General features: G+C 59.8%; 23 protein-coding genes. 9 read left to right on the forward strand and 14 right to left on the reverse strand.

Annotated elements, in window-relative coordinates:
• Positions 1-15 precede the first annotated feature (15 nt).
• The 3 genes from HU755_RS15730 to HU755_RS15740 are packed head-to-tail and all read right to left on the reverse strand — an operon-like array spanning position 16 to position 3,843.
• Positions 16-1,098 (reverse strand): glycosyltransferase, encoded by a 1,083-nt coding sequence (locus HU755_RS15730; RefSeq protein ID WP_186634233.1) that lies wholly within the window; start codon positions 1,096-1,098, stop codon positions 16-18.
• A 42-nt stretch (positions 1,099-1,140) separates the two neighbouring features.
• Positions 1,141-3,363: a polysaccharide biosynthesis tyrosine autokinase gene (locus HU755_RS15735; protein ID WP_186634235.1), complete on the reverse strand. Its 2,223-nt coding sequence runs from the start codon at positions 3,361-3,363 to the stop codon at positions 1,141-1,143.
• A 39-nt stretch (positions 3,364-3,402) separates the two neighbouring features.
• Positions 3,403-3,843: a low molecular weight protein-tyrosine-phosphatase gene (locus HU755_RS15740; RefSeq protein ID WP_186621841.1), complete on the reverse strand. Its 441-nt coding sequence runs from the start codon at positions 3,841-3,843 to the stop codon at positions 3,403-3,405.
• A 288-nt stretch (positions 3,844-4,131) separates the two neighbouring features.
• On the opposite strand from HU755_RS15740, the gene HU755_RS15745 reads away from it, so the two are divergent.
• Together HU755_RS15745 and tal are read left to right on the forward strand one after the other, a co-directional pair.
• Complete coding sequence (locus HU755_RS15745) at positions 4,132-5,088, forward strand: glycosyl hydrolase family 5 (RefSeq protein WP_186634238.1); 957 nt, start codon at positions 4,132-4,134, stop codon at positions 5,086-5,088.
• Positions 5,089-5,291: 203 nt separating this feature from the next.
• Positions 5,292-6,218, forward strand: coding sequence for a transaldolase (gene tal / locus HU755_RS15750; RefSeq protein WP_186550426.1), 927 nt, complete (start codon positions 5,292-5,294; stop codon positions 6,216-6,218).
• Positions 6,219-6,429: 211 nt separating this feature from the next.
• Here tal and rssC read toward each other — a convergent pair whose 3' ends face one another.
• From rssC to HU755_RS15765, 3 genes are all read right to left on the reverse strand, one after another.
• Positions 6,430-6,912, reverse strand: coding sequence for an anti-sigma factor antagonist RssC (gene rssC, locus HU755_RS15755; protein WP_003226553.1), 483 nt, complete (start codon positions 6,910-6,912; stop codon positions 6,430-6,432).
• Positions 6,912-8,093 carry a two-component system response regulator RssB gene (rssB, locus tag HU755_RS15760; protein ID WP_186550424.1) on the reverse strand — a complete coding sequence of 394 codons (1,182 nt, stop codon included), beginning with the start codon at positions 8,091-8,093 and terminating at the stop codon, positions 6,912-6,914. The genes rssC and rssB overlap by 1 nt, the downstream gene beginning before the upstream one ends.
• Positions 8,094-8,438: 345 nt before the next feature.
• Positions 8,439-9,128, reverse strand: a complete 690-nt coding sequence (locus HU755_RS15765) for a VacJ family lipoprotein (protein ID WP_186550422.1) — start codon at positions 9,126-9,128, stop codon at positions 8,439-8,441.
• Positions 9,129-9,327: 199 nt separating this feature from the next.
• Here HU755_RS15765 and HU755_RS15770 point away from each other — a divergent pair, with 199 nt between their 5' ends.
• Positions 9,328-9,948 (forward strand): HAD family phosphatase, encoded by a 621-nt coding sequence (locus tag HU755_RS15770; RefSeq protein WP_186634241.1) that lies wholly within the window; start codon positions 9,328-9,330, stop codon positions 9,946-9,948.
• A gap of 108 nt (positions 9,949-10,056) precedes the next feature.
• The gene (locus HU755_RS15775) at positions 10,057-10,323 is read left to right on the forward strand and encodes a DUF4404 family protein (RefSeq protein ID WP_186634244.1); all 267 of its coding nucleotides are present in this window, start codon (positions 10,057-10,059) and stop codon (positions 10,321-10,323) included.
• A 166-nt stretch (positions 10,324-10,489) separates the two neighbouring features.
• Here the strand turns inward: HU755_RS15775 and queF are convergent, their stop codons facing one another.
• Positions 10,490-11,320, reverse strand: coding sequence for an NADPH-dependent 7-cyano-7-deazaguanine reductase QueF (gene queF, locus HU755_RS15780; protein ID WP_186634246.1), 831 nt, complete (start codon positions 11,318-11,320; stop codon positions 10,490-10,492).
• Between the two features lie 61 nt (positions 11,321-11,381).
• On the reverse strand, positions 11,382-11,915 hold the full coding sequence (locus HU755_RS15785; protein ID WP_186634249.1) for a plastocyanin/azurin family copper-binding protein: 534 nt from the start codon (positions 11,913-11,915) through the stop codon (positions 11,382-11,384).
• Between the two features lie 163 nt (positions 11,916-12,078).
• Between HU755_RS15785 and HU755_RS15790 the strand changes: the two genes are divergently transcribed.
• Both HU755_RS15790 and HU755_RS15795 read left to right on the forward strand, forming a co-directional pair.
• Complete coding sequence (locus tag HU755_RS15790) at positions 12,079-12,759, forward strand: heavy metal response regulator transcription factor (RefSeq protein ID WP_186634252.1); 681 nt, start codon at positions 12,079-12,081, stop codon at positions 12,757-12,759.
• Entirely contained in the window at positions 12,759-14,105 is a 1,347-nt protein-coding gene (locus HU755_RS15795; protein WP_186634254.1) for a heavy metal sensor histidine kinase, read from the forward strand. The genes HU755_RS15790 and HU755_RS15795 overlap by 1 nt, the downstream gene beginning before the upstream one ends.
• A 99-nt stretch (positions 14,106-14,204) precedes the next feature.
• Here HU755_RS15795 and HU755_RS15800 read toward each other — a convergent pair whose 3' ends face one another.
• The 3 genes from HU755_RS15800 to HU755_RS15810 all read right to left on the reverse strand — a co-directional run bounded on the left by HU755_RS15800 (position 14,205) and on the right by HU755_RS15810 (position 17,454).
• Positions 14,205-15,449, reverse strand: a complete 1,245-nt coding sequence (locus HU755_RS15800; protein WP_186634257.1) for a lipoprotein-releasing ABC transporter permease subunit — start codon at positions 15,447-15,449, stop codon at positions 14,205-14,207.
• A 63-nt stretch (positions 15,450-15,512) separates the two neighbouring features.
• Positions 15,513-16,196, reverse strand: a complete 684-nt coding sequence (gene lolD / locus HU755_RS15805; protein WP_186634260.1) for a lipoprotein-releasing ABC transporter ATP-binding protein LolD — start codon at positions 16,194-16,196, stop codon at positions 15,513-15,515.
• A gap of 7 nt (positions 16,197-16,203) precedes the next feature.
• Positions 16,204-17,454: a lipoprotein-releasing ABC transporter permease subunit gene (locus HU755_RS15810; RefSeq protein WP_186634263.1), complete on the reverse strand. Its 1,251-nt coding sequence runs from the start codon at positions 17,452-17,454 to the stop codon at positions 16,204-16,206.
• Between the two features lie 94 nt (positions 17,455-17,548).
• Between HU755_RS15810 and HU755_RS15815 the strand changes: the two genes are divergently transcribed.
• Positions 17,549-18,130: a PilZ domain-containing protein gene (locus HU755_RS15815; protein WP_186621850.1), complete on the forward strand. Its 582-nt coding sequence runs from the start codon at positions 17,549-17,551 to the stop codon at positions 18,128-18,130.
• Between the two features lie 14 nt (positions 18,131-18,144).
• The gene (locus HU755_RS15820) at positions 18,145-18,867 is read left to right on the forward strand and encodes a glycerophosphodiester phosphodiesterase family protein (RefSeq protein ID WP_186634266.1); all 723 of its coding nucleotides are present in this window, start codon (positions 18,145-18,147) and stop codon (positions 18,865-18,867) included.
• 42 nt (positions 18,868-18,909) lie between these two features.
• Here HU755_RS15820 and sthA read toward each other — a convergent pair whose 3' ends face one another.
• Together sthA and HU755_RS15830 are read right to left on the reverse strand one after the other, a co-directional pair.
• Positions 18,910-20,304 (reverse strand): Si-specific NAD(P)(+) transhydrogenase, encoded by a 1,395-nt coding sequence (gene sthA, locus HU755_RS15825; RefSeq protein ID WP_186550398.1) that lies wholly within the window; start codon positions 20,302-20,304, stop codon positions 18,910-18,912.
• A gap of 201 nt (positions 20,305-20,505) precedes the next feature.
• The gene (locus HU755_RS15830; protein WP_186634269.1) at positions 20,506-21,552 is read right to left on the reverse strand and encodes an FAD:protein FMN transferase; all 1,047 of its coding nucleotides are present in this window, start codon (positions 21,550-21,552) and stop codon (positions 20,506-20,508) included.
• Between the two features lie 76 nt (positions 21,553-21,628).
• On the opposite strand from HU755_RS15830, the gene HU755_RS15835 reads away from it, so the two are divergent.
• Positions 21,629-22,927 (forward strand): MFS transporter, encoded by a 1,299-nt coding sequence (locus HU755_RS15835; protein WP_186634272.1) that lies wholly within the window; start codon positions 21,629-21,631, stop codon positions 22,925-22,927.
• A 205-nt stretch (positions 22,928-23,132) separates the two neighbouring features.
• On the opposite strand, the gene HU755_RS15840 is transcribed toward HU755_RS15835, so the two are convergent.
• Positions 23,133-24,596 (reverse strand): glyceraldehyde-3-phosphate dehydrogenase, encoded by a 1,464-nt coding sequence (locus HU755_RS15840; RefSeq protein WP_186550392.1) that lies wholly within the window; start codon positions 24,594-24,596, stop codon positions 23,133-23,135.
• Between the last annotated feature and the right edge of the window lie 81 nt (positions 24,597-24,677).

Here is a 24,677-nt window from a genome sequence, read left to right on the forward strand (position 1 = left end):
AAGCTTGAGTTCTACTTAATAAGTGGGAGCGCGATACAAGTCGTAGGTCTGGCGGATCATCAGCGCGGCACTGAAGCGCTCGCGCACGATGCTGCGGCCTTCGTTGCCGAGGTCGAGCAGGCGTGGCTTCTGGATGATCGTCAGCACATCGGCCAGCGCCTGGTGGTCACCGGACGGAAAGACATAGCCGGACACTTCGTTGGTGACCAGTTCAGGCAGCGAGGTGCAGTTGCTGGCAATCACCGGCAAGCCCATGGCCATGCCTTCGAGCGGGACCATGGCAAAGCCTTCCCAGCGACTGGGCACGATCAGCGCGTCGGCTTTTTGATACAGCGCCTGCACTTCGCTCGGCGTGACCCACGGCAAGTATTCAACCGAGTCCATGGGCGGACATTCGACCGAATCCTCGTTGACCGCACTGCCGACCACCGTCAATTTCAGGTCGTTGCGGTTGACCTTGGCGTAGGCCTTGAGCAGCACGTCGAAACCTTTCTGGTAGTCGAGGCGGCCGACGAACAGCAGATGAATCGGCTCGCTGCCGGTGGCTTTCGGCGCGTCGTCCTTGTGATGAATGCCGTTGTAGATCAGCTTCATGCGCTTGCGCTCGATGCCGAACCGTGCGGCTTTATCCAGCTCGTACTGGCTGACGCAGATGATCACGTCGGTGACTTTTTGCAGCACCCGCTCGATCCACGCATACGCTTTCTGCTTGATCGGCGAGCTTTCCATCAGAAATGAAAACGCGTGCGGGCAGTAGACGATTTTCGGTTTGCGCCAGGGCCGTAACAGCACGCACACGCAACGGCCGATCACCCCGGAAAACGTGCTGTGCAAATGCACCACATCGGGCTTTTCCTTGAGCATCACCTGGGTCAGGCGCCAGGCAAAACGCAGCAGCGACGGCACATTGCGGCCACTGCGTGGAAAAGTGCGAATCTGTTGCGGCGCGATACCGTGCAGCTCCCTGGCCTGGTCATCAGGCACCAGATAAACCATTTCATACTTCGCCGCGTCACCTTCCGGCGAGGCCGAAATGGTGCGGATGACCGTCGCGACACCACCTTTGATCGTCTCTGCCACATGCAATATTTTTTTCACAACTCACCCACTTCAAACAGGAAAAAAAACAATCGCTGACAGTCAGGCCTTGTCGGACGCGTATTCGTAGTTGTAATAGCCGTTGCCGCCGTAATAGCTGGCCGCACGCTTCTCGACGCCGTTGAACACCGCGCCTTTCAACTCGATGCCGTTTTGCGCGAAGCGGCGAATGGTCAGCTCGATCTCTTTGGCCGGGTTCACGCCGAAACGGGTGACGATCAGGCTGATGCCGGCTTCGCGGCCGACGATGGCGGCGTCGGTCACCGCCAGCAGCGGCGGCGTGTCGATGATCACCAGGTCGTAGAGGTCGCTGAGTTGCGCCAGCAGCTCGCGGAAGTTGGCGTGCATCAACAGCTCGGACGGATTGGGCGGGACCTGCCCACGGCTGATGAAGTGCAGGTTGTCGACTTCGACCTTATTGATCGCCTGCTCAAGGGTGCAGCGCTTGACCAGCAGGTCGGACAGACCGTTGGCAATCGGCGTGTCGAGGGTCTTGTGCAAATGACCTTTGCGCATGTCGGCATCGATCAGCACCACGCGCTGACCACTGAGGGCCATGACCGCGGCGAGGTTGGACGAGACGAAGGTCTTGCCGACCTGTGGGCTCGGCCCGGAAATCATGATGCGGTTGTTGGTCGAATCCAGCCCGGCGAAGTGCAGGCAGGTGCGCAGGCTGCGAATCGATTCGATCGACAGATCCGTCGGGTTGCGCAGGGCCAGCAGATACGCCGGCTTGTCCACACCATCGCGCGCGCGGCCCTTTTTGCTGTCCTCTTCTTCCTGCAAGGCGCTGTACGGGATCGACGCGTACACCGGCAAGCCCAACTGCTCGATGGCCTCGGGGCCTTCCAGGCCACGGCTGAGGGATTTGCGCAGCAACACCAGGGCAACGCCGACAAACGCCCCGAGGAATGTGGCAATCAGCACGATCAGCGGCTTTTTCGGCTTGATCGGGCTGGTCAGGTCGACGTCGGCGGTATCGACCAGACGAACGTTACCGACGGCACCGGCGCGGACGATGTCCAGCTCCTGGGATTTGTTCAGCAATTGCGTGTAGATCTGCGAGGCCACTTCGACGTCGCGGGTCAGGTTGAGCAATTCCTGTTGAGTGGCCGGCAGGTCCTGAACCTTGCCTTCAAGGGATTTCTGCTGCTGGGTCAACTCGCCAATCTGCGTCATCAACGCGCGGTAGGCCGGGTGCTGTTTGGTGAACTTGCGATCGAGTTCCGCCTGCTGCATTTTCAGCTCGGAAATCCGCGTTTCAAGCGCCACGGACTGACCGAGCACCGATTGCGTTTCCAGCGAGATGTTCACGGTCTTGCCGTGGGTCTGGTAGGCGTTCAAGGCATCGCTGGCCTTGGCCAGATCGCGTTTGACCTGGGGCAGCTGGCTTTGCAGAAACGCCAGGCTCTGCGCCGCTTCCGCCGAGGTGCGACGCACGTTCTGCTCGACGTACAGAGCGGCAATCTTGTTAAGGATTTTCACTGCTTCGGCGGCGTCCGAGCTGGCCAGCGCCAGACGAATGATCCCCGATTCCTTGCCTTGCTCGGAAATGTCCAGCGCGTCCTGATAACCCTGAATGGTCACGATCCGCGGATTGCGCACCACCTGAAAACGTGTGCCGGGATTGGCCGCCAACTGAGCGATCTGCCCTTCTACACCGTCGTTGGTAAACGCTTCACCCGCCACGCCTTCAACGAGCAGGTTGTCGTTTTCATCGAACAGCTGGAAGCGCTGCTGCTCGCCGGCGATCAGCGTGAGTTTCTTGCCGAGCAGGTCTTTCGGCAGTTCGAGCCGGCTGAACTCCAGGCGCTCACCGCCCCAGGCGTAGCTGTTCAGGCCCAAACGCGGCGGCGCGACGCTGGTCTCACTGTCGCCGCGATAGCGACGCGAAAGAAAGCCGCCGATCAACGGGAACGTGTTGGGGGTGACGTCGATGTCCAGGCGCAAATCGTCAACGGTTTTACCGATCACCGCGCGAGACTTGATGATGCCGATTTCGGTCACCGACGGCGATTGCCCACCGAGCATGCTGTTGAGGTCGGAAAAACCGAGCATGTCGTTCTTTTTCGGTTCGACCTGCACCAGTGCGTTCGCCAGGTAGACCGGGGTGGCCAGAACCGCATAGGCGACGCCGGTGACCATGAAGGCACCGGTGAGCGCGCCGATCAGCCATTTCTGGTCAATCAGACTGCCAAAGATGCCCATCAGATCAATACTGTCTTGATCGTTGTCACGGTTGCCGATTACGGACGGTAACTGCATAAGTCTGTTCTTACCATTCACTGTTCTGAAGAATATTGGTCAATGCCCGAGACGCTTTGCCCATGAACTAACAGCATCTTCAATCAATGCGTGGGCATGAATAAAAGCGGCCTTGCCTTGACGATACGGGTCGTGTATTTCGCGCTCGCTCTGCCATTTACCGAGCAAAAACACTTTGCCCCTGGCGTGCGAGGCAATCTTCAGCACTTGATCGACATGCTTCTTTTCCATGACCAGAATCAGATCCGAGTCATTGACGATGTCCGAAGTCAGTTGCCGCGCCTTAAACGCTTCGGCGCAATGCCCGTGGTCTTCGAGTACCTGCCGCGCCGAAGGCTCAACGCCCTCGCCCACGCGGGCGGAGAGGCCGGCGGAGGACACCGTGATGGCCGACGGGCCCAGCGCGTTGCGCAGCAGTAGTTCAGCCGTCGGACTTCGGCATATATTGCCCACGCAGACAACGAGGATCTTTTTGAACAAGTCTTGCTTTCCTGTGTAATATCAAACAGCCAACATGCCGCAAAAGTTAATGAACCCTCGCGACTTTCCTGCACTCAGAAATAGCTTCGCCCTGTTAGTACAGGACATTAAGTACCACAGCGTTTTAAGCCGCCCCAACCACAATTAGCGGACTAAAAATAACTGTGATTTTCAGTTGCGATTTTCCTGACAAAAAATAACATTCGCGCACTAAGTGCCATCACCCTTATCGAAAATTGAGTAACGGGATCATTATTCGTAGTTGTCATTCTCTCCGGGAGAGCAGACATGAAATCAGCACATCTGAATAAACTCGGCGCCCTCGCCCTGATGGCGCTCGGTGCAACCAGCCAGGTTCACGCCAGTGAGCTGTTCCCTAACCTTCCAGCAAAAACCATCGGTGTTCAGGTCAAGATCCAGAGCTTCACCGCCGCCGATGCCGCCCAAATCAAGGCAGCCGGCTTCAGCTTCGTGCGCTTCGGCGTATGGAGCGACAGCCTGACCGCCCAGACCTACCAGAAACAGGTCAGCGATGCTTTCGCCGCCGCCGCCTCGGCCGGGTTACCCGTGCTGCTGACCGTGCGCGCAATCAAGGCACTGCCCGCCACTACGCCCACTGAACTGGACGCAGCCGGCGGTAAGTTTGCCAACGCCGTGAGCGGACTGGAAAAGTCCTACAGCGCGCAATTGGTGGCGATTGAAATCTGGAACGAACCAGACCTGCCAACCTACTGGCCAACGGGCAACTTCGACACCACCTTCGTGCCGTTCATGGCGGGTATGTGTAAAGCGCTGGAAGCTCAGCCTCAGCTGGCGCCGCGAGTCGGTTTCGGCTTTGCCCGGGCACCGAGCGCCGCCTCGGCCTCGACCGTTGCGCTGAAACGCATCGTCAGCGAACACCCTAAATGCCTGAACGCCGTCTCCTACCACCCGTATGGCATGACGGCCACCCAGATCAGCAACGCACAGACGTTCATCCAGCAGAACTTCAATCTGCCGGGCGTCATCAGTGAGTGGGGGGTTTCCGCGCTTGCATCCAACGGTGGCCCCGAAGGGCAAGCGACCAGGATCAACGCATTTATCACGGACGTTAAACGGCTGAATATCCCGTTGACCTCTATCTACGAATGGAGAAACAGCGCCACGGGCAGTAACGAACGCGAGCAGAATTTTGGCTTGCTGACCTCCGACGGTCAGGCGAAACCGGCACGGCTGTCGGTCGAGCCGCTGTTAAACGCCGAGTAGCGCCTTGGGCGACCGACCTGTTCACAGGTCGGTTGCTTTGAACCTGTGGGCGGTTTTGGCATCGTATTCATCGGCACCGCGCCCCGCCTTTCAAACAATCGTTTTCAGGTTGTTGCCGCAGGGGCCATCGATACACGTACACACCCTTGAGTGGCCGTCAGCGCTCGGGTAATGTCATCAGACCCATAGGATAGAGCACGCCCATGACTTCCAAGCTGGAACAACTCAAACAGTTCACCACCGTCGTTGCCGACACCGGCGACTTCGAAGCGATCGCCCGGGTCAAGCCGGTCGACGCCACCACCAACCCTTCCCTGCTGCTCAAGGCCGCAGCGATCCCTGGCTATGCCGAGCTGCTGAACGCTTGCGTCAGCGATTGCCGCGGCGATGTCGGCCTGGCCAGCGATCGTTTTGGCGTCGCGGTCGGTCAGGAAATTCTCAAGGTGATTCCGGGCCGTATCTCCACCGAAGTGGATGCGCGCCTGTCGTTCGATCAGGATGCCATCCTCAAGCGTGCGCATCGCCTGATCGAACTGTACGACAAGGCCGGCATCGGCCGCGATCGCGTACTGATCAAGATCGCCTCGACCTGGGAAGGCATTCGCGCCGCCGAGATCCTCGAGAAGGAAGGCATCCAGACCAACCTGACCCTGCTGTTCTCCTTCGCACAGGCCGCCGCGTGCGCCGACGCCGGGGTGTTTCTGATTTCGCCGTTCGTGGGGCGCATCTACGACTGGTACAAGAAGGCCAACGGCAACGACTACACCGGTGCCGATGACCCTGGCGTACAGTCGGTAACGCGCATCTACAACTACTACAAGGCCAATGATTACAAGACCGTGGTCATGGGCGCCAGCTTCCGCAACCTCAACCAGATCGAGCAACTGGCCGGCTGCGACCGCCTGACCATCAGCCCGGACCTGATCGACAAGCTGGCTGCCGATACCGGCAAGCTGGAGCGCAAACTGGCGCCGGGCAATGCCGGCGAAGCCCGTCTGAGCCTCAACGAAGCGCAATTCCGCTGGTTGTCCAACGAAGACGCGATGGCCACCGAGAAACTGGCTGAGGGCATTCGTCAGTTCGCGCGTGATCAGGAGAAGCTTGAGGCGCTGTTGCAGGCCAAGCTGTGATTTGACTGTGTGAAATGCAAAAAGGGCGAACCTGTGAGGGTTCGCCCTTCTTTATGTCTGCTGAATATGTGGTGCTCTTATGGGCGCTATCGCGAGCAGGCTCACTCCTACAGGGGAACTGTGGAGTGATCGAGATTGTGTGTCGATAAAGAACCTGTAGGAGTGAGCCTGCTCGCGATGGGGCCAGCCCATGCACCATCAATTCAGCGGATCAATGCCGCTCCAGCGCATTCACCAGATCATGAAACGCTTCACGATTGGAGTCGTTCAGGCCCATGAGGATCTTGTGCGCTTCGAGCACCTTGATCCGCACCACTTCTTCCGACTGGTCCTGGTCCGGCAGGTCATCGAGGCACTCCGGGCAAGGCACCGGGTGGTTGACGATGTTGAACACCTGCTCGAAACCCATCGATTGCAGCAGACGGGTGATGTCTTCGTGGGTGGTGACGACGGTCGGCAACAGGCCGACCTTCTGGCGCGACAGGATCGACAGTTTGGCCAGCAGGCCCAACGTCGTGCTGTCAATGCTGCGGGTTTCGGTCAAATCGATCACGATCGCGTTGAAATTCAGCGCCGTGAAGATTTTCTCGATAGTCGCATCCAACGCCGAACACAGGGTCAGGCGAACTTCACCGACGAACTTCAGGACGAAGGTGCCGTCCTGCTCGGCGAACTGGATTCTACCGGTACTCATTAAAGATTCCTGCTCAACACCAACAGGGCGATATCATCCGGCATCTCCCCTAGCGTGGCCAATCCAAACACTTGCCGCAGACCATCCAGGCTGCCGCCCGCCAACTTCACCCGCTCGGGCAAAGCAGCTTCTTTTTCTTTGAGCGTAGCTTCTGGCAAAAGATCCAGAATGCCATCCGACATCAGCGTCAGGCTGAACGACGGCGGCAGCTCAAGCACGTGATCTTCGTAGGTGGCTTCATTGAAGAGGCCCACCGGCAGACCACGTCCTTCCAGGTAACGAACACTGTCTGGCGTGTACAACACTGGCAACGGCAGATGCCCGCCGATGCTATAGGTCAACAAACCGGTCTCCTCGTCGATGACTCCACCGACCATTGTGACGTGTTTACCCAGCTTACAGCTGATCAGCCCCCGGTTGATATGACCGAGCACTTCCGACGGCTTGAATTCAGGCAATGTACCGCTGCGCCTGGATTCGAACAGCAACCGCGTGGTCATGAACTTCAGCAGCACTGTCACGAAGGCTGAAGACGCGCCATGGCCCGAGACATCCGCCAGGTAAAACGCAACCCGGCGCTCGTCGACGCGGAAATAGTCGACAAAATCCCCCGACAGGTACAGCGACGGGATGATCTGGTGGGCGAAGCTGAATTCGTCAATGCGCCACGGGCTTTCCGGCAGCATGTTCATCTGCACCTGCCGACCGGCGTTCTGGTCTTCCTGGAGCAGGTTCAGGCTGGCTTCCAGTTCGCGGTTGGCCTTTTCCAGCTTCTCGCGGTAGCGCTGGTTTTCCAGCAACAGCCGCGCACGATCCAGGGCCCGGCGCACGGAATGCTCGAGCACGGCCAGATCTTCGAGAGGCTTGATCAGGTAATCCGCCGCACCCAGGCGCAGGGCCTCGACCGCGTCGTTCATCACGCCGGCACCCGACACCACGATCACCGGCGTTTGCGGCGACAGCTCGGTGACCTGGCGGATGAGTTCGAGTCCGCCCATCTGCGGCATGCGCAGATCGCAGATGACCAGATCGGGCTGGTCTTGCTCGAATACCTGAAGGCCCTGTTGACCGTTGCCGGCCTGCAGGACGCTGAAACCACTGTCTTCCAAATAGGCCGCGAGACTCGCGCGCACTACTTCGTCATCATCGATTATCAGCAGCGTGGCACTGGTTTTTGGCATGTGGGCAAACGGCGCCAGAATTAGGTTGGCGTAGTTGGCGGAGCATTGGCCCCTGCGCAGACTACTGGATTCGCTTTCTAGCCTCTCTGGCACAGCGGTTTCGAGCATCGGCTCCAAACGCGGTTACACCAGAGGTGCCCTTCTAAGGCGCAGACGGTACTCCCATCCGCGGGGCGTTTCAAGCGTACGCCGATGGTCGCTTCGCGACTTTGTTTGTCAAAGCACCGAGAGTTATAAGAACGGCGCGCAGCGTAACCCGATGGAAGGTCCCACAGGCTCTGGGCGATGCGCTGGCACCGACAAAAAAGGCGACCCGAGGGTCGCCTTCCTGTGCAGCGGCCGAAATCAAAAATCGTCTTCGACCTGGCCGTCCTTCACCTTGAACTCGCGGTTCTGCAAGTAGGCGTTGCGGATAAATGTGTACTTGTCGCCGCTGATCAGCTTCTCGCTCGACAGCAGGCCGGCGCGGGTGTCGACGATGTTCAGGCCGAAAATCGAGTTACGCGTCGGCACGTGGTCGATGTAACGGTACGGGCCGGTGAAGCCGTCGACGTACTTGGACGGCGCGTCACGCAGGGTACTCGGGCCCATCAGCGGCAGCATCACGTATGGGCCACTGCCCACGCCCCAGTAGCCGAGGGTCTGGCCGAAATCTTCGTCGCTGCGATTGAGGCCCATGTGAGTACCGACGTCGAAGAAGCCGAGCAGGCCGAACGTGGTGTTGAAAATCAGTCGTGCGGTATCAACGCCAGCAGCAGCCGGTTTGGCCTGCAAGAGGTTGTTCGCCAGGTTGGTGACGTCACCGACGTTGCGGAACATGTTGTGAATGCCGTCTTCGACAAATTGCGGTGTGACGTATTGATAGCCCTGCGCCAACGGCTTCAGCGCGTAGGTATCAAGGAAATCGTTGAACTGGAAAATCGGCCGGTTAACGCTTTCCCAAGGGTCTTCTTCTGTTGCCGCCTGACTGGCAAACGGCGCCAGCAACAGGCCGGCACATACACTTAGCTGAGCGAGCGGATGGCTCCAGCGCATAGAAAAACTCCTTGGATTTGATACTGGCGAAGGCTTCGGAGCCCAAGCGTTAAGGCCGCTAGTATAAGCGTAAAAGGCGATTTGGGCAGTGCGGCGATGCAGCAGACTGTAGGAATATTCGCGCTATCTCCTGCGCCTGATTGTCATCCAACTGTCATCGACCGCCCCTAGCCTTAGGGTTTATTTCAGGGACGTTGCCATGACTCACGCCGAAACCTTGCCCGTCGCCGCGCCCAGTCTGACCGCCGTACTGTTCGGGCTCAGCGGCTGCCTGGTGGATTTCGGTGGTGGCGCGCGACGCCAGAGCATCGCGCGGCCTGAGCACGCCGCTCCTACCCCGGGCGCTCTGGAGAGCTTACGCAGTTTGCAGCGCCAGCAGATTCCCTGTGCCTGGCTGGACGAATTGTCCCCTGCCCTCGCACAACCCTTGTCAGCCGCCCTGCCGGCCTGGATCAAACCCGCGCAACATTCGGCAACAATCAATCCGTGGCCCGCCCCGAACGCGTGCTGGCAAGCCTTGATGGATTTGAAGGTCGACAGCCTGGACGGTTGCGTACTGGTCAGCGGCGAACCCCGGCTGTTGCAAGCAGGCCTCAACGCCGGGCTGTGGACCATCGGCCTCGCCTCCTGCGGCTCGCTGTGCGGCCTGACACCGGAGGAATGGCAGGCCCTGGATCACAAAGAACGTGAGCAGTTGCGTGGCAAGGCCACCGTGCAGTTATTCGCGCTGGGCGTGCATTCGGTGATCGACCATCTGGGTGAACTCGACACCTGCCTGGCCGACATCAGCCTGCGCCGCCTCAAAGGCGAAAAGCCCTGATCAGGATCATGCAGGTTAAGCGAGAGTGGATTAATCTAAAGGTCAGCCACCGACCTTTGGCGCGCGGCTGCGGTCAATGCCAGTGCCTATTGATAAAAGGAAACCACCATGCCCGCCCGACGAGAACTGCAGGATCAGCTCAACACCTTGCGTGATCAATTGGAGCAGAACCCGCCGCTGTCTGAGTCTGAACGTGAAAACCTACACCAGTTGATGGCACAGATCGAAGCAGAAATTGAATTGGAGAATCAGCTACAGGACAACAACCTGGTGGATGGGGTGAACCTTGCTGTGGAGCGTTTTGAAGTGGACCATCCGACAATTGCCGGCACCCTGCGCAACATCATGAACACTCTGGGCAGCATGGGCATCTGAAGCCCCGCCGCACAAAAAAGCCCTGCCAGCGATGGCAGGGCTTTTTCATTTCCACAATTTGAAACGCAATCCCCCTGTAGGAGTGAGCCTGCTCGCGATAGCTGCTTTACATTCACCATTGATGCTGACTGTTACACCGCAATCGCGAGCAGGCTCACTCCTACATTTATTGACGCACCAGACGATGGTTCGGCAACTGCATATCTTCTGTACTGCGATACGGGTTGATATCCAGTCCACCACGGCGAACGTAACGAGCAAACACCGTCAGTTTCTCGGGCTTCAACAACCGCTGCAGATCGAGGAAAATCCGCTCCACGCACTGCTCATGGAAATCCGAGTGCTGGCGGAAGCTGACGATGTATGCCAGCAGGCTGGCGTGATCCAGCGCCGCGCCACGATATTGCACCACCACGCTGCCCCAGTCCGGCTGACTGGTCACCGGGCAGTTGGATTTGAGCAGATGGCTGTGCACGCTCTCTTCAACGATCCGTGAATCATCGCAACGCAACAGCTCAGGACGCGGATGCTCGTAGTTGCTGACGCTGATATCCAGATCGTCGATGCACACGCCCGGCAACGCCACGACGCCTTCCGCTTCCACGTCCTTCAGACTGCGAACCCGCACGCCCACCGGTTTGCCGGCGGCAGCGGAAAGGTCTTTGACCAGCGTCGCTTCCAGCGTGGCAACGTCGGCGAACGGCGTCTGGTTCAGCGAATTCAGGTACAGCTTGAACGACTTCGACTCGATGATATTCGGCGAATCCGCCGGGATGCTGAATTCGCCGATCGCCACCACCGGCTTGCCCGACGGCAACAGCCACGACAGCTCGAAGCAGTTCCAGAAATCCAAGCCTTTGTACGGCAGGGTTTCGGCGGTCAGTCCCAGCTCGGCCCATTTCGCCGTGCGCGGAATCGGGAACAGCAGGGACGGTGTGTACGTGGCGATGTATTCGCTGGATTTGCCCAGCGGCGAGTGTTCGGCTGCGGGATGCATGGCGGAAACCTGACTGAAGAATCAGCGGATTCTACCAGCCTTTGCGTCCGCCTTTGAGTGCTTACTGACTGACAGTCAGTTTGCCGACCATGCCTGCCTGATAATGCCCGGGGATATTGCAGGCGAACTCCAGGTTCGTTGCCTTGCTGAATGTCCAGGTCAACTCGGCGCGCTTGCCCGGTTCGACCAGCACGCTATTGGGGTCGTCATGCTTCATCCCGTGGCCCATCGCCGCATGATCCATGCCCGCCATGCCGTGGGACATTTCTTTCATGCCTGTCGGCGTGAGCATGCCGCTCTGCTGCATTTTCAGCATTTCCTGCTGGTGACTGGCATGCATCGCCGCATCACCGAGGTTGAATTCGTGCAGCAACTGGCCTTTATTCACCAGCACAAAGCGAACCGTCTCACCGGCCTTGAGCTCAAGGGTCTTGGGCTCGAACGTCATGTCCCCCATGACGATCTCGATGCTTCGCGAAGCCTGGCTGGCAGACGCCGGTTGGCCGAAGTCATAGGTGTGGGCGGGCGCGGCCCACACCGGCGAACTGATTGCCAGCCAGCAGGCAGCCAGCGTCAGGGTTTTGCGCAAAAACATGGTCGTACTCCAACAAGAAAAGGTTCAGCCTGTGGGAAACTCTAAGCGCCCCGCGCTGGCATCGACCTGACAAGCAGATTACAACTTTGTCAGGTTCATGCCGGGGGAGCGTTCTCACGATATAAAGCCTGCGTATTGACACCCGAACCCACCCGAGTCGCCCATGAAACTGTTGATCGTCGAAGACCAAGCGAAAACCGGCCAATACCTGCGCCAGGGCCTCACCGAAGCCGGCTTCAACACCGAATTGGTGGCCGACGGCATCAGTGGCCAGCAACTGGCGCTGAGCGGCGATTACGCGCTGCTGATCCTCGACGTGATGCTGCCCGGGCGTAACGGCTGGCAAATCCTGCAAGCGGTGCGCAGCGCCGGGCTGGAGACGCCGGTGCTTTTTCTGACGGCCAAAGACGCGGTGGAAGACAGGGTTCACGGCCTCGAACTCGGCGCCGACGATTATCTGGTCAAGCCCTTCGCCTTCTCCGAACTGCTGGCCCGGGTGCGCAGCCTGTTACGCCGCGGCAGCGCCAGCACACAGGAAACCAGCCTGCAACTGGCCGACCTGCGCCTGGACCTGATTCGCCGTCGCGTCGAACGCAGCGGGCAGCGCATCGACCTGACGGCCAAGGAGTTCGCCCTGCTGGAGATGCTGTTGCGCCGTCAGGGCGAAGTGCTGCCAAAATCGTTGATCGCCTCACAAGTCTGGGACATGAATTTCGACAGTGACACCAACGTCATCGAGGTCGCCATTCGGCGTTTGCGTCTGAAGATTGACGACGAATACCCGCAAAAACTGATCCACACGGTGCGCGGCATGGGTTACGTGCTGGAAGAGCGCGGCGTCTGATGCGCCGGTTGTCCTTGAGTACCCGTCTGGCCTTGCTGTTTGCCGCCTGCACCGCCGTGGTTTCGCTGTTCGCCGGAGTGCTGTTCGATCGCGCCAGCGAGGCGCACTTCATCGAACTCGACCAGCAACAACTCGATGCCCGCTTGCTCGGTCTGCGCCGTGCCTTGCAGGGCGTGCAAGCCGATCAACGGGAAACGCGCCTGGCCGATGAACTGAGCCGTCAGGCCGATCTGTCCCTGCGCATTACCGGCAGCGACGGCCAGCACTGGTACGCCAGTTCGCCGAAGATCCCCGAGCAGTTGCCGCAAGCCGCGGGCCTGTCGACCATCAGCCACGATGGCACCGATTACCGCCTGCTCAATGCCCCGCTCTATCCGGGCCAACCTGACTCACCGCAATTGACACTGCTGCTCGACATCACCCATCACCAGCATTTTTTGCAGCGCATGCAGCATCTGATCTGGCTGACGGTCGGCCTCTCGGCACTGGCCACCGCGCTGCTTGGGGCCTGGGCCGCGCGCAGCGGTTTACGCCCGCTAAGGCGCATGAGTGCGGTGGCCGGGGGTATTTCCGCACAATCGCTGAATGCGCGATTGCCGCAAGCACACATGCCGCCGGAGCTTGCGCAAATGGCCCACAGCTTCAATGCCATGCTCGCCCGACTCGACGAGTCGTTTCAGCGGCTCTCGGCGTTTTCCGCCGACATCGCCCATGAGCTGCGCACGCCTCTGTCAAACCTGCTGACCCACACTCAAGTCACCCTCACCCGCCCCAGGACGCTTGAGGACTACCGCGAAGCGCTGCACAGCAATCTTGAAGAACTGCAATGGATGGCGCAGTTGGTCAATGACATGTTGTATCTGGCCAAGGCTGACCACGGCTTGCTGATGCCCAAGCGCGAAGCGCTGGAGCTGGCAGATGAGGCCGACATGTTGCTGGAGTTTTTTGCGCCATTGGCGGAAGACGCCGGCGTGCGTTTGAGTCGTGAAGGTAAGGCGCGAATCGAAGGTGATCGCGGCATGTTGCGCCGGGCCCTGTCGAACCTGCTGGATAACGCGTTGCGGTTTACCCCGGCCGAGGGTTACGTACGCTTGAATATTGTCGATGAAACGAACGCCGTGCGCGTTTGCGTCGAGAACAGTGGTGAGGGCATTTCAGCGCAGTTGTTGCCACGCTTGTTTGATCGATTCTATCGGGCCGATCCGGCTCGACAGGAAGGCAGCAGTGAGCATGCGGGGCTGGGGCTGGCGATTACTCAGTCGATCGTGCGGGCGCATGGCGGGACGATTCATTGCGAATCGGAGGTGGGGGTGACGCGGTTTGTAATTCAACTACCCCGAACCTGAGGCCAGCAGGTCCGGCCCCTTCGCGAGCAGGCTCGCTCCTACAGGGGGAACGCATTCCAATTGTAGGAGTGAGCCTGCTCGCGATAGCGGTTTTGAAGTTTACGAATATCTCAGCGCATGCGCCGGCTCAATCTTCGCCGCCCGCCACGCCGGGTACACCGTTGCCAGAAAGCTGAGAATAAAGCCTGCCGAGCAAATCAACAGCACATCGCCGCCTTGCAGTTCCGACGGCAGATTGCTGACGAAATACACGTCCGAACTGAAGATATGCTGCCCGGTCACGCGCTCGACCCAGCCGACCAATTCACTGACATTGAGCGCGGCAACCACGCCCAACACACCGCCAATGATCGTGCCGACAATGCCGATCACCGTGCCTTGCACCATGAAGATCGCCATGATCTGCCGTGGCGTGGCGCCGATGGTGCGCAGGATCGCGATGTCCGCGCCTTTGTCGTTCACCACCATGATCAGCGTCGCGATGATGTTGAACGCCGCCACCGCAACGATCATCAGCAACAGCAGGCCGATCATGGTCTTTTCCATCTTCATCGCACTGAACAGGCTGCCCTGGGTGTGGGTCCAGTCGTCAGCCTTGAAGTCGGCACCGAGGCCACTGGCAATGTCGGACGACACCTTGGGTGCCGCGTACAGATCCTTGACCGCCAGCCGCACGCTCTGCACCTGATTCGGTTGCCAATGCTGCATGGTCGCGGCATCGGCCACGTGGATCAGGCCCATCGAACCGTCCAGTTCGGCGCCGACCTTGAACACACCCACCACATTCAGCCGCTGCATGCGCGGGGTGATACCGCCCGGCGCGGTGCTGACTTCCGGGACAATAAGAGTGATCTTGTCGCCGACATTCAGACGAAAACGCCGCGCGGTGATTTCACCGATCACCACGCCAAACTCACCCGGTTTGAGAGCATCGAGACGGCCCTGGACGATGTGCTGAGCAACGATCGAGACCTTGCCTTCCTGCGCCGGATCGACACCGCTGATCTGGATCGGCTGCATCGCGCCCTTATAGGAAAGCATGCCTTCCATTTCGGTGAACGGCACAGCGGCGGTGACTTCCGGATTTTTCATCGCGGCGGCGGCCACCGGCTGCCAGTCATCGATCGGCTTGACGCCGACGATGGTCGCGTGCGGCACCATGCCGAGGATGCGCGAGCTCATTTCGCGCTGAAAGCCGTTCATCACCGACAACACCACGATCATCGCCAGCACGCCGAGGGCGAGGCCGATCATCGAGGTCATCGAAATGAACGAAACAAAGCGATTGCGGCGCTTGGCGCGGGTATAGCGCGTGCCGATAAAGATCGATAACGGTCTGAACATTCGCTGGGGCACCGTAGAAAAATAAAAGACCCGGCGCCATTACGGGCGCCGGGTTTCAGCCAGTCAGATGGGGGTCAGGCAACCTTCCTGCAATTGCAGGACGCGGTCCATCTGGCGAGCCAGGTTCATGTCGTGCGTGACCACCAGGAACGCCGTGCGCATTGAGGTGCTCAACTCCAGCATCAAATCCTGGATGCCTTCAGCGGTGTGCAGGTCGAGGTTGCCGGTCGGCTCGTCGAGCATCACCAGGCCCGGATTGTTCACCAGCGCGCGGGCGATGGCCACACGCTGGCGTTCGCCGCCGGACAGCTCCGAAGGTTTGTGTTCGAGGCGATGGCCGAGACCGACACGCTCCAGCAATGCCGTGGCACGCCGACGTGCTTCGGGAATTGCCGTTTTGCCGATCAGCAACGGCATGCAGACGTTTTCCAGCGCGGTGAATTCCGGCAGCAAGTGGTGAAACTGATAGACGAAGCCCAAGGCACGATTGCGCAGCAGGCCACGCTTCTTCTCGCTCAGCGCCGACAGCTCTTCACCGTCGAGCCAGACGCTGCCCTTGCTCGGCGTATCGAGGCCGCCAAGCAGGTTGAGCAAGGTACTTTTGCCCGAACCCGACTTGCCGACGATCGCCACACGCTCGCCCGGGTGCAACTCCAGTTGCAGACCGGCCAGCACTTCTACCGACTCCGGGCCTTCCTCGTAGGATTTGCCCAGGTTGCGGCAGCTCAGAATTGCTTGTTCACTCATGCCCGACTCACTCATAACGTAACGCCTCCGCCGGCTGGGTGCGCGCGGCACGCCAGGCGGGATACAGGGTGGCGAGGAAACTCAGGACCAACGCGGCGGCGCAAACCATGACGACATCCTGGCTCTGCACCTGCGACGGAAGATAATCAATGAAATACACGTCAGCATTAAGGAATTTGTGGCCGATCAGCCCTTCCAGCGCCGAGATGGCCGCGCTGACGTTAAGCGCGGCGAAAATGCCGACCACCGCGCCAATGGCTGTGCCGACCACACCGATCACCGTGCCTTGCACCATGAACGTACGCATGATCGTGCCCGGCGTCGCGCCCAGTGTGCGCAGAATGGCGATGTCGCCCTTCTTGTCGTTCACCACCATTACCAGGGTGGAGATGATATTGAACGCCGCCACCGCAACGATCAGCAGCAACAGCAGGCCGATCATGGCTTTTTCCATGCGGATCGCCTGATAGAGATTGCCGTGGGTGCGGGTCCAGTCGCGGGCGTAGTAGCGGTCTTCGCCGAGCTGCTGGGCAATATTCCACGCCTCGCGTGGGGCCTGGAACAGGTCGTCGAACTTCAGGCGCAGGCCCTGCACCTGATCCGGCTTCCAGCGGTGCATCTTCGCCAGATCCTGCAGGTTGGTCACACCGAGATAGCCGTCGAGCTCACCGGCGCCGACATGGAAAATGCCGACCACGGTAAAGCGCTTCATGCGCGGGAACATCCCGGCCGGGGTCACGCTGACCTCCGGCGCGACGAAAGTGACCTTGTCACCGATGCCGACGCCCAGCTTGGTCGCCGCCTTGTCGCCGATGACGATGCCGAAGCTGCCCGGCGTCAGGTCGTCGAGTTTGCCCTGCTTCATGAAGTTGTCGATGATCGACACATTGCGCTCCAGCGCAGGGTCGATGGCATTGAGCAACACCTTGGAGACCTGACCGTTGTTGGTCAGCAGGCCCTGCATCTGGGTGAACGGCGCCACCGCCGTCACCTGCCGGTTCTGCTTGACCTTGGCGGCGAGGCTCTGCCAATCATTGAGCGGCTCGCCAGTCTCAAGAGTGGCGTGGGGCACCATGCCCAGCACGCGGGTGCGCATCTCATGATCGAAGCCGTTCATCACCGACAGCACGACAATCATCACGACCACGCCAAGGGCGAGCCCGATCATCGAAGTCAGGGAAATGAATGACACAAAATGATTGCGACGCTTTGCACGGGTATAACGCGTGCCGATAAATACGAAGAGAGGTCTGAACATGTCGGGGCTTGTTCGGAGGGAAAAGGAACGTCCTTGTGGCGGGGGTCGATAACCAGCTTTACACTCAGACCACCGCCGCTACCATGGGTTCGCCATGTCGACATTAGATGAAGAAGATCGCCGCGAATACTACCGTATCGAGGACACGATCGCACTGGAAATTCGGCCCCTGTCCGCTCCCGAAGCCGCAGGCGAGGAAGTGTTGCAGGATGCTTCCCCACTCTTCAACCTGCTCAGCGAACTGCACCTGAGCGAATTCGAGTCGCAGCACCTGTTGCGCCAGATCAGCGAGCGCGACCGGGCAATCGCCGCGTTCCTAAAATCCCAGAACAAACGCATCGACCTGCTCAGCCAGGTGGTCGCCCTGACCGTGCTCGGCCAGATCGGCGAGCCACAACCGGTGATCATCTCCGAAGGCGGGATCGACTTTCAGTACCCGACAGCGATTGCCACCGGCGCACACCTGTCGGTCAAGCTGGTGTTGATGCCGCAGGCACTGGGCCTGCTGCTGCGCGCCCGCGTCACCCATTGCGACCGCAAGGGCGATGGCTATGACGTCGGCACCGAGTTCGAACACCTGACCGATGCCCAGCGTCAATTGCTCGCCCGTTATATTTTGCAAAAGCAGGCCCAGGAACGACGCCTGGCCCGCGAACAGAACGAATCCGGCATTTAATTTAAGGAAGCACCGTGACCCTCATTTACGGCCACCGCGGCGCCAAGGGCGAAGCACCGGAAAATACCCTGAGCAGTTTTCAGGAATGTCTCAAGCACGGCGTGCGCCGTTGCGAACTGGATCTGCACCTGTCCAAGGACGGCGAGCTGATGGTCATCCATGACCCTACGCTCAAGCGCACCACCGACCGTCGCGGCAAAGTTGTCGAGCACACCGCCGCCGAGCTGGTGACCTACGACGCGCGCAAGGGTGGCCCGGGCTGGATCAAGCCCTGCCCGATTCCCACGCTGGAAGCGTTGTTCGAACAATGTGATTTCGAGCACTGGCAGCTGGAAGTCAAAAGCGCTTCACGCACACGCGCCGCAACCACCGTGCTGGCGATTCGGGAAATGGCTCAGCGCCATGGCTTGCTCGACAAGGTCACGATCACCTCGAGTTCGCGGGAAGTGTTGAAAGCGGCAATGGACCTGGTCCCGGACGTATCTCGTGGCCTGGTGGCCGAATACGCCTGGCTCGATCCGCTGAAAGTCGCGGCCAGCTATGGCTGTGAGATTCTCGCGCTGAACTGGACACTGTGTACGCCGGAACGCCTGCAGAAGGCGCAGCGCCAAGGTCTGCATGTGTCGGTGTGGACCGTCAACGAGCCCGCGCTGATGCGCAGACTCGCCGACTTCGGCGTTGACAGCCTGATTACAGACTTTCCCGGTTTGGCCACTGCCACCCTTGAGAATTGCTGAAATCGGTCTCCCCGGCCGGCTCAGGCCACCGGCCGGAGCCCGTCAAAAAAGCCGGTTGAGGCCGTCGTATGCAGCTACCCGATAGGCTTCGGCCATGGTCGGGTAGTTGAACGTGGTGTTGACGAAATACTTCAGCGTATTCAGTTCGCCCGGCTGGTTCATGATCGCCTGACCGATGTGGACGATCTCCGACGCCTGATAACCGAAGCAGTGCACACCGAGCACTTCCAGGGTTTCGCGGTGGAACAGGATCTTCAGCATGCCTTGCGGCTCGCCGGCAATCTGCGCCCGCGCCATGCTCTTGAAGAACGCCTTGCCGACTTCGTAAGGCACTTTGGCCTGAGTCAGTTCCTGCTCGTTCTTGCCGATCGAGCTGATCTCCGGAATCGTGTAGATGCCGGTCGGCACGTCATTGACGAAACGCCAGCTGCCATTATCGACGATGCTGCCAGCGGCCGAACGGCCCTGGTCGTGAGCGGCACTGGCCAGGCTCGGCCAGCCGATCACGTCACCGGCACCGTAGATATTTTCCACGCAGGTGCGGTAGTTCTGGTCGACTTCGATCTGGCCACGGCTGTTGACCTTGACGCCAATGTTTTCCAGACCCAGCGTATCGGTGTTGCCGGTACGGCCGTTGCACCAGAGCAAGGCGTCGGCCTTGATCTTCTTGCCCGACTTGAGGTGCAGGATCACGCCGTTGTCCACGCCTTCGACGCGGTCGTAGTCTTCGTTGTGGCGCACGGTGATGTTGTTGTTGCTGAAGTGATAGCTCAACGCCTGGGAGATTTCCGAGTCGAGGAAGCTCAGCAACTGGCCACGGTTGTCGACCAGCTCGACCAGCACACCCAGGCCACTGAAGATCGAGGCGTATTCACAGCCGATCACACCGGCGCCGTAAACGATCAGTTTGCGCGGAGTGTGGCCGAGGCTGAGGATGGTGTCGCTATCGTAGATACGCGGGTGATGGAAATCGATGTCCGCCGGACGATACGGGCGCGAACCGGTGGCAATGATGATGTGCTTGGCGACCAGTTTCTCGACCACGCCGTTGCCGCAGACCACTTCGATGGTTTGCTCGTCGGCGAAGCTGCCGGTGCCGAAGAATACGTCGACGCGATTACGGGCGTAGTAGCCGGTGCGCGATGCGACTTGTTTGGAAATGACTTTTTCGGCGCTTTTCAACACGTCCGGGAAGGAGAACCAGCGCGGCTCGCCGATCGCCCGGAACATCGGGTTGGTGTTGAACTGCATGATCTGCCGCACCGAGTGACGCAGTGCCTTGGACGGAATGGTGCCGAGGTGGGTGCAGTTGCCGCCGACCTGACGACGGCTGTCGACCATCGCGACCTTGCGCCCTGCTTTGGCGGCGTTCATTGCCGCGCCTTCTCCCGCCGGGCCGGAACCCAGCACCACCACGTCGTAGTTGTAGACAGCCATGCGTACTCCTCAGAACAGGCCGCGGTGCCAGCAGCACCGGCGGCTAAATCACGCCGAACAACGGCGCGAAGGAACAATTGGGGGCCAGTAGAGAACCCGGACACAGTCTATAGAAGCGTCAACGCCGCGCACATTAACCCTTGGTCGCGTCGTAGGCTACTTTTGCCTGCACTACAACGCCAGCTTTCGTCTTGTCTTCAATCAATTTTTTGCACCCGCGAGCTGATCGAATGCCGGACTGGTGCGGATGATAAAACCTGTATCGGCACGCAAGACAAAGAATGCAGCAATGGCATGTTTTTGGGCATAGTCCCGCGCCCTTTCCGGGCCGAGAATCAGCAACAGCGTCGATAGTCCATCGGCCATCAGCGCTGAAGGATGAATCACCGTGACGGACGCCAGGTCGTGTAGGACCGGGGCACCGCTGCGCGCATCGACGGTGTGGGAATAGCGCCGGCCATCCTGCAGAAAATAGTTACGGTAATCGCCGGACGTGGACACGCCGTAGCCGTCGACATTAATAATGCGCTCGGCCACTTGCTGGTCGTCGCGAGGCTCTTCCAATGCGATGCGCCAGGGCGAGCCATCAAGTTTTTTTCCCTTGGCCTTTAATTCGCCCGTGGCTTCGACGAGGTAAGCGTGGATGCCCATGGCCTCCAGCCTCGCGGCAATGCTGTCCACGGCGTAGCCGGCTGCGATGCTGTTCAGGTCGACTTCGACAGCGGCGTCCTTGCACAAGCGGTTGCCGTCGATGTGCAAGTGCTGATAGCCGACACGCTGCATGACCTCGCTTACCGCCGCCGGGTCGGGGATCTTTTCCGTGCGCCCTTGCGGACCAAAGCCCCAAAGGTTGATCAGCGGTTCGACGGTCAGGTCGTAAACACCCGCGCTTTGCGCCGACAGGTGTTCGCCGACACGGACCAGTTCCAATACCGAGGCGGGCATGGCCAGACAGTTATCGGCGGGCAAGGCGTTGAAGCGCTCGATAGCCGAATCGCTCCGATAGGTCGACATCTGGAGATCGACTTCAGCGAGGATGCGCGCCACTTCGCCGCGCACTTGCGCAGGATCGGCGAGGCCGGCATGGCGCACGTACTTGACCGACCAGGTACTGCCCATCGTCGGGCCGCCAATGCGCTCCATGGAATCGCCGTTGCCACAGCCGGCGCACAGCATCGCCAGCACCACAAGCCCCACCCAGCGTCCAGTTAACAATTCTTCATCTCCCCGCAAAACCGCGGCGGCCATTATGGACTACAGCGCCCGCTCGCTCCCGCACGGCTGCAATGCCTTTCTACAAAATTGAAACAGTGAGTAACCGACCATGTCCTCCACCCCGGGCAAAGGCAAAGCGATTTTCCGCGTTGTCAGCGGCAACTTCCTCGAAATGTTCGATTTCATGGTCTACGGCTTCTATGCCACGGCCATCGCCAAAACCTTCTTCCCCACCGACAGCGCCTTCGCTTCGCTGATGCTGTCGCTGGCGACCTTCGGTGCCGGATTCCTGATGCGCCCGCTGGGGGCGATTTTCCTCGGCGCCTACATCGACCGCCACGGCCGGCGCAAAGGCCTGATCATTACGCTCGCGATGATGGCGGCCGGCACCGTGCTGATTGCCTGCGTGCCGGGCTATGCGACGCTCGGGGTCGCGGCACCGCTGCTGGTGTTATTCGGACGACTGCTGCAAGGTTTCTCGGCCGGCGTGGAGCTGGGCGGCGTCTCGGTCTATCTGGCAGAAATCTCCACACCGGGGCGCAAAGGCTTTTTCGTCAGTTGGCAGTCTGCCAGCCAACAGGCTGCGGTGGTCTTCGCCGGCCTGCTTGGGGTCGGCCTCAACCATTGGCTGAGCCCGGAGCAAATGGGCGAATGGGGCTGGCGCGTGCCGTTTCTGATTGGCTGCCTGATCGTGCCGGTGATTTTCTTCATCCGCCGCTCGCTGGAGGAAACCCCGGAATTCCAGGCGCGCACCCACCGCCCTACCCTCGGCGAAGTCGTCCGTTCGATCGGCCAGAACGTTGGCATCGTCATCGCCGGCATGGCGCTGGTGGTGATGACCACGGTGTCGTTCTACCTGATCACCGCGTACACGCCGACATTCGGCAAGGCCGAGTTGCACCTGTCAGATCTCGATGCGTTGCTGGTGACGGTGTGTATCGGCCTGTCGAACTTCTTCTGGTTGCCGGTGATGGGTGCGGTGTCCGATAAAATCGGGCGAAAACCCTTACTGCTGGCGGCGACGATTCTGGCGATTCTTACCGCCTATCCTGCCCTGTCGTGGCTGGTCGCCAATCCAAGCTTCAGCCACTTGCTGATTGTCGAGTTATGGCTGTCCTTCCTGTACGGCTCGTACAACGGCGCGATGGTTGTAGCGCTGACCGAGATCATGCCGGTGGAAGTGCGCACGACCGGTTTCTCTCTGGCGTACAGCTTGGCGACGGCGACGTTTGGCGGATTTACCCCGGCGGCATGTACTTATCTGATTCATGTGCTGGACAACAAGGCAGCGCCGGGGATCTGGCTCAGTGGCGCGGCGGTGTTGGGGTTGATTGCGACCTTGGTGTTGTTTCGCGGCAATCGGCATGAACTGCGCACGGCGCAAGCGTCGGTTGCCAGCGGCGCCTGACAGAATGCTTTCGCGAGCAGGCTCGCTCCCACAGGAGACGCGATCGTTCCCACGCTCTGCGTGGGAATGCAGCCCGGGACGCTCTGCGTCCCATTGGAACGCGGAGCGTCCCTTGAGGCATTCCCACGCAGAGCGTGGGAACGATCACTCCACAAACAAAAACGCCCCGACAAAATGCCGGGGCGTTTTCATTCAAGCCTGAGGCTTAGCGCGGGAACGCTGGCGGATTTACATCAGCCATGTCTTCCATCACGCGAACCACCTGGCAGCTATAGCCGAACTCGTTGTCGTACCAGACGTACAGCACAACGCGGTTGTCCTGAACGATGGTCGCTTCAGCATCGACCACACCGGCGTGGCGCGAACCGACGAAGTCAGTCGAAACTACTTCCTGCGAATTGACGAAATCGATCTGCTTGTGCAGTTCGGAGTGCAGCGCCATGTAGCGCAGGTACTCGTTCATCTCTTCACGGGTGGCGGCTTTCTCAAGGTTGAGATTGAGAATGGCCATCGACACGTTCGGCGTCGGCACGCGAATCGCGTTGCCGGTCAGCTTGCCGGCCAGCTCAGGCAGGGCCTTGGCAGCAGCGGTGGCAGCACCGGTCTCGGTGATCACCATGTTCAGCGCGGCGCTACGGCCACGGCGATCGCCCTTGTGGAAGTTGTCGATCAGGTTCTGGTCGTTGGTGTACGAGTGAACGGTTTCGACGTGACCGTTGATGATGCCGAACTTGTCGTTGACCGCTTTGAGCACCGGCACGATGGCGTTGGTGGTGCAGGAAGCAGCCGACACGATCTTGTCGTCAGCGGTGATTTCACCGTGGTTGATGCCGTGAACGATGTTCTTCAGCTTGCCCTTGCCAGGTGCGGTCAGAACAACGCGGTCGATACCCGGGCAGGCCAGGTGCTGCCCCAGGCCATCGGCGTCACGCCATACACCGGTGTTGTCCACCAGCAGCGCGTCTTTGATGCCGTACTGGGTGTAATCCACCTCGGTCGGGTTCTTCGCGTAGATCACCTGGATCAGGTTACCGTTGGCGGTGATGGTGTTGTTTTCTTCGTCGATGGTAATGGTGCCGTTGAACGAACCGTGCACCGAATCGCGACGCAGCAGGCTGGCGCGTTTGGTCAGGTCGTTCTCGGCGCCTTTGCGCACGACGATGGCGCGCAGACGCAGGCCGTCGCCACCACCGGTTTTTTCGATCAGGATGCGCGCCAGCAGGCGGCCGATACGACCGAAGCCGTACAGCACAACGTCGGTGCCTTTGCGGGGCGAAGCGTTTTGCTGACCCACCACGTCAGCCATTTCTTCACGCACGAACTGCTCGGCGCTGCGGCCATTGCCTTCGTTACGGAATTTGAACGCCAACTTGCCCAGGTCTACCGAAGCCGCGCCGAGCTTGAGCTCGCTCATGGCCTTGAGCAGTGGGAATGTTTCGTGGACGGAGAGTTCGCTGTCGTCGGAGGAACGGTGGCGAGCAAAGCGGTGAGCTTTGAGAATCGCGATGACAGACTGGTTGATCAGGCTGCGGCCATAGATCGAGCTCACCACGTTGTTATTGCGGTAGAGCTGACCGATAAGCGGGATCATCGCTTCTGCGAGTGCTTCACGGTCGATCCATTCACCAAGACACTGGTCGGGCTTCTGAGTCACGGTAACCTTCCACATGTAGGGGCAGAAAAAAGGGGCTACATTATGCCGCCGACAACCTCTTTCAGCAATGCGCGCTTGTCGCCAATCCGTTAACAA

Source organism: Pseudomonas sp. SWRI111, assembly GCF_014268555.1.
Lineage (GTDB): Bacteria > Pseudomonadota > Gammaproteobacteria > Pseudomonadales > Pseudomonadaceae > Aquipseudomonas > Aquipseudomonas hamedanensis.

Excerpts from the sequence above, each read along its gene's own strand:
- queF (WP_186634246.1), bottom strand. The coding sequence starts at position 11,320 with ATGCATCCCGCAGCCGAACACTCGCCGCTGGGCAAATCCAGCGAATAC.
- HU755_RS15790 (WP_186634252.1), top strand. The coding sequence starts at position 12,079 with ATGAAACTGTTGATCGTCGAAGACCAAGCGAAAACCGGCCAATACCTG.
- HU755_RS15775 (WP_186634244.1), top strand. The coding sequence starts at position 10,057 with ATGCCCGCCCGACGAGAACTGCAGGATCAGCTCAACACCTTGCGTGAT.
- HU755_RS15785 (WP_186634249.1), bottom strand. The coding sequence starts at position 11,915 with ATGTTTTTGCGCAAAACCCTGACGCTGGCTGCCTGCTGGCTGGCAATC.
- lolD (WP_186634260.1), bottom strand. The coding sequence starts at position 16,196 with ATGAGTGAACAAGCAATTCTGAGCTGCCGCAACCTGGGCAAATCCTAC.
- HU755_RS15765 (WP_186550422.1), bottom strand. The coding sequence starts at position 9,128 with ATGCGCTGGAGCCATCCGCTCGCTCAGCTAAGTGTATGTGCCGGCCTG.
- HU755_RS15810 (WP_186634263.1), bottom strand. The coding sequence starts at position 17,454 with ATGTTCAGACCTCTCTTCGTATTTATCGGCACGCGTTATACCCGTGCA.
- rssC (WP_003226553.1), bottom strand. The coding sequence starts at position 6,912 with ATGAGTACCGGTAGAATCCAGTTCGCCGAGCAGGACGGCACCTTCGTC.
- HU755_RS15815 (WP_186621850.1), top strand. The coding sequence starts at position 17,549 with ATGTCGACATTAGATGAAGAAGATCGCCGCGAATACTACCGTATCGAG.
- rssB (WP_186550424.1), bottom strand. The coding sequence starts at position 8,093 with ATGCCAAAAACCAGTGCCACGCTGCTGATAATCGATGATGACGAAGTA.
- HU755_RS15835 (WP_186634272.1), top strand. The coding sequence starts at position 21,629 with ATGTCCTCCACCCCGGGCAAAGGCAAAGCGATTTTCCGCGTTGTCAGC.
- HU755_RS15840 (WP_186550392.1), bottom strand. The coding sequence starts at position 24,596 with ATGTGGAAGGTTACCGTGACTCAGAAGCCCGACCAGTGTCTTGGTGAA.
- HU755_RS15770 (WP_186634241.1), top strand. The coding sequence starts at position 9,328 with ATGACTCACGCCGAAACCTTGCCCGTCGCCGCGCCCAGTCTGACCGCC.
- HU755_RS15745 (WP_186634238.1), top strand. The coding sequence starts at position 4,132 with ATGAAATCAGCACATCTGAATAAACTCGGCGCCCTCGCCCTGATGGCG.
- tal (WP_186550426.1), top strand. The coding sequence starts at position 5,292 with ATGACTTCCAAGCTGGAACAACTCAAACAGTTCACCACCGTCGTTGCC.
- HU755_RS15830 (WP_186634269.1), bottom strand. The coding sequence starts at position 21,552 with ATGGCCGCCGCGGTTTTGCGGGGAGATGAAGAATTGTTAACTGGACGC.
- sthA (WP_186550398.1), bottom strand. The coding sequence starts at position 20,304 with ATGGCTGTCTACAACTACGACGTGGTGGTGCTGGGTTCCGGCCCGGCG.
- HU755_RS15800 (WP_186634257.1), bottom strand. The coding sequence starts at position 15,449 with ATGTTCAGACCGTTATCGATCTTTATCGGCACGCGCTATACCCGCGCC.
- HU755_RS15735 (WP_186634235.1), bottom strand. The coding sequence starts at position 3,363 with ATGCAGTTACCGTCCGTAATCGGCAACCGTGACAACGATCAAGACAGT.
- HU755_RS15795 (WP_186634254.1), top strand. The coding sequence starts at position 12,759 with ATGCGCCGGTTGTCCTTGAGTACCCGTCTGGCCTTGCTGTTTGCCGCC.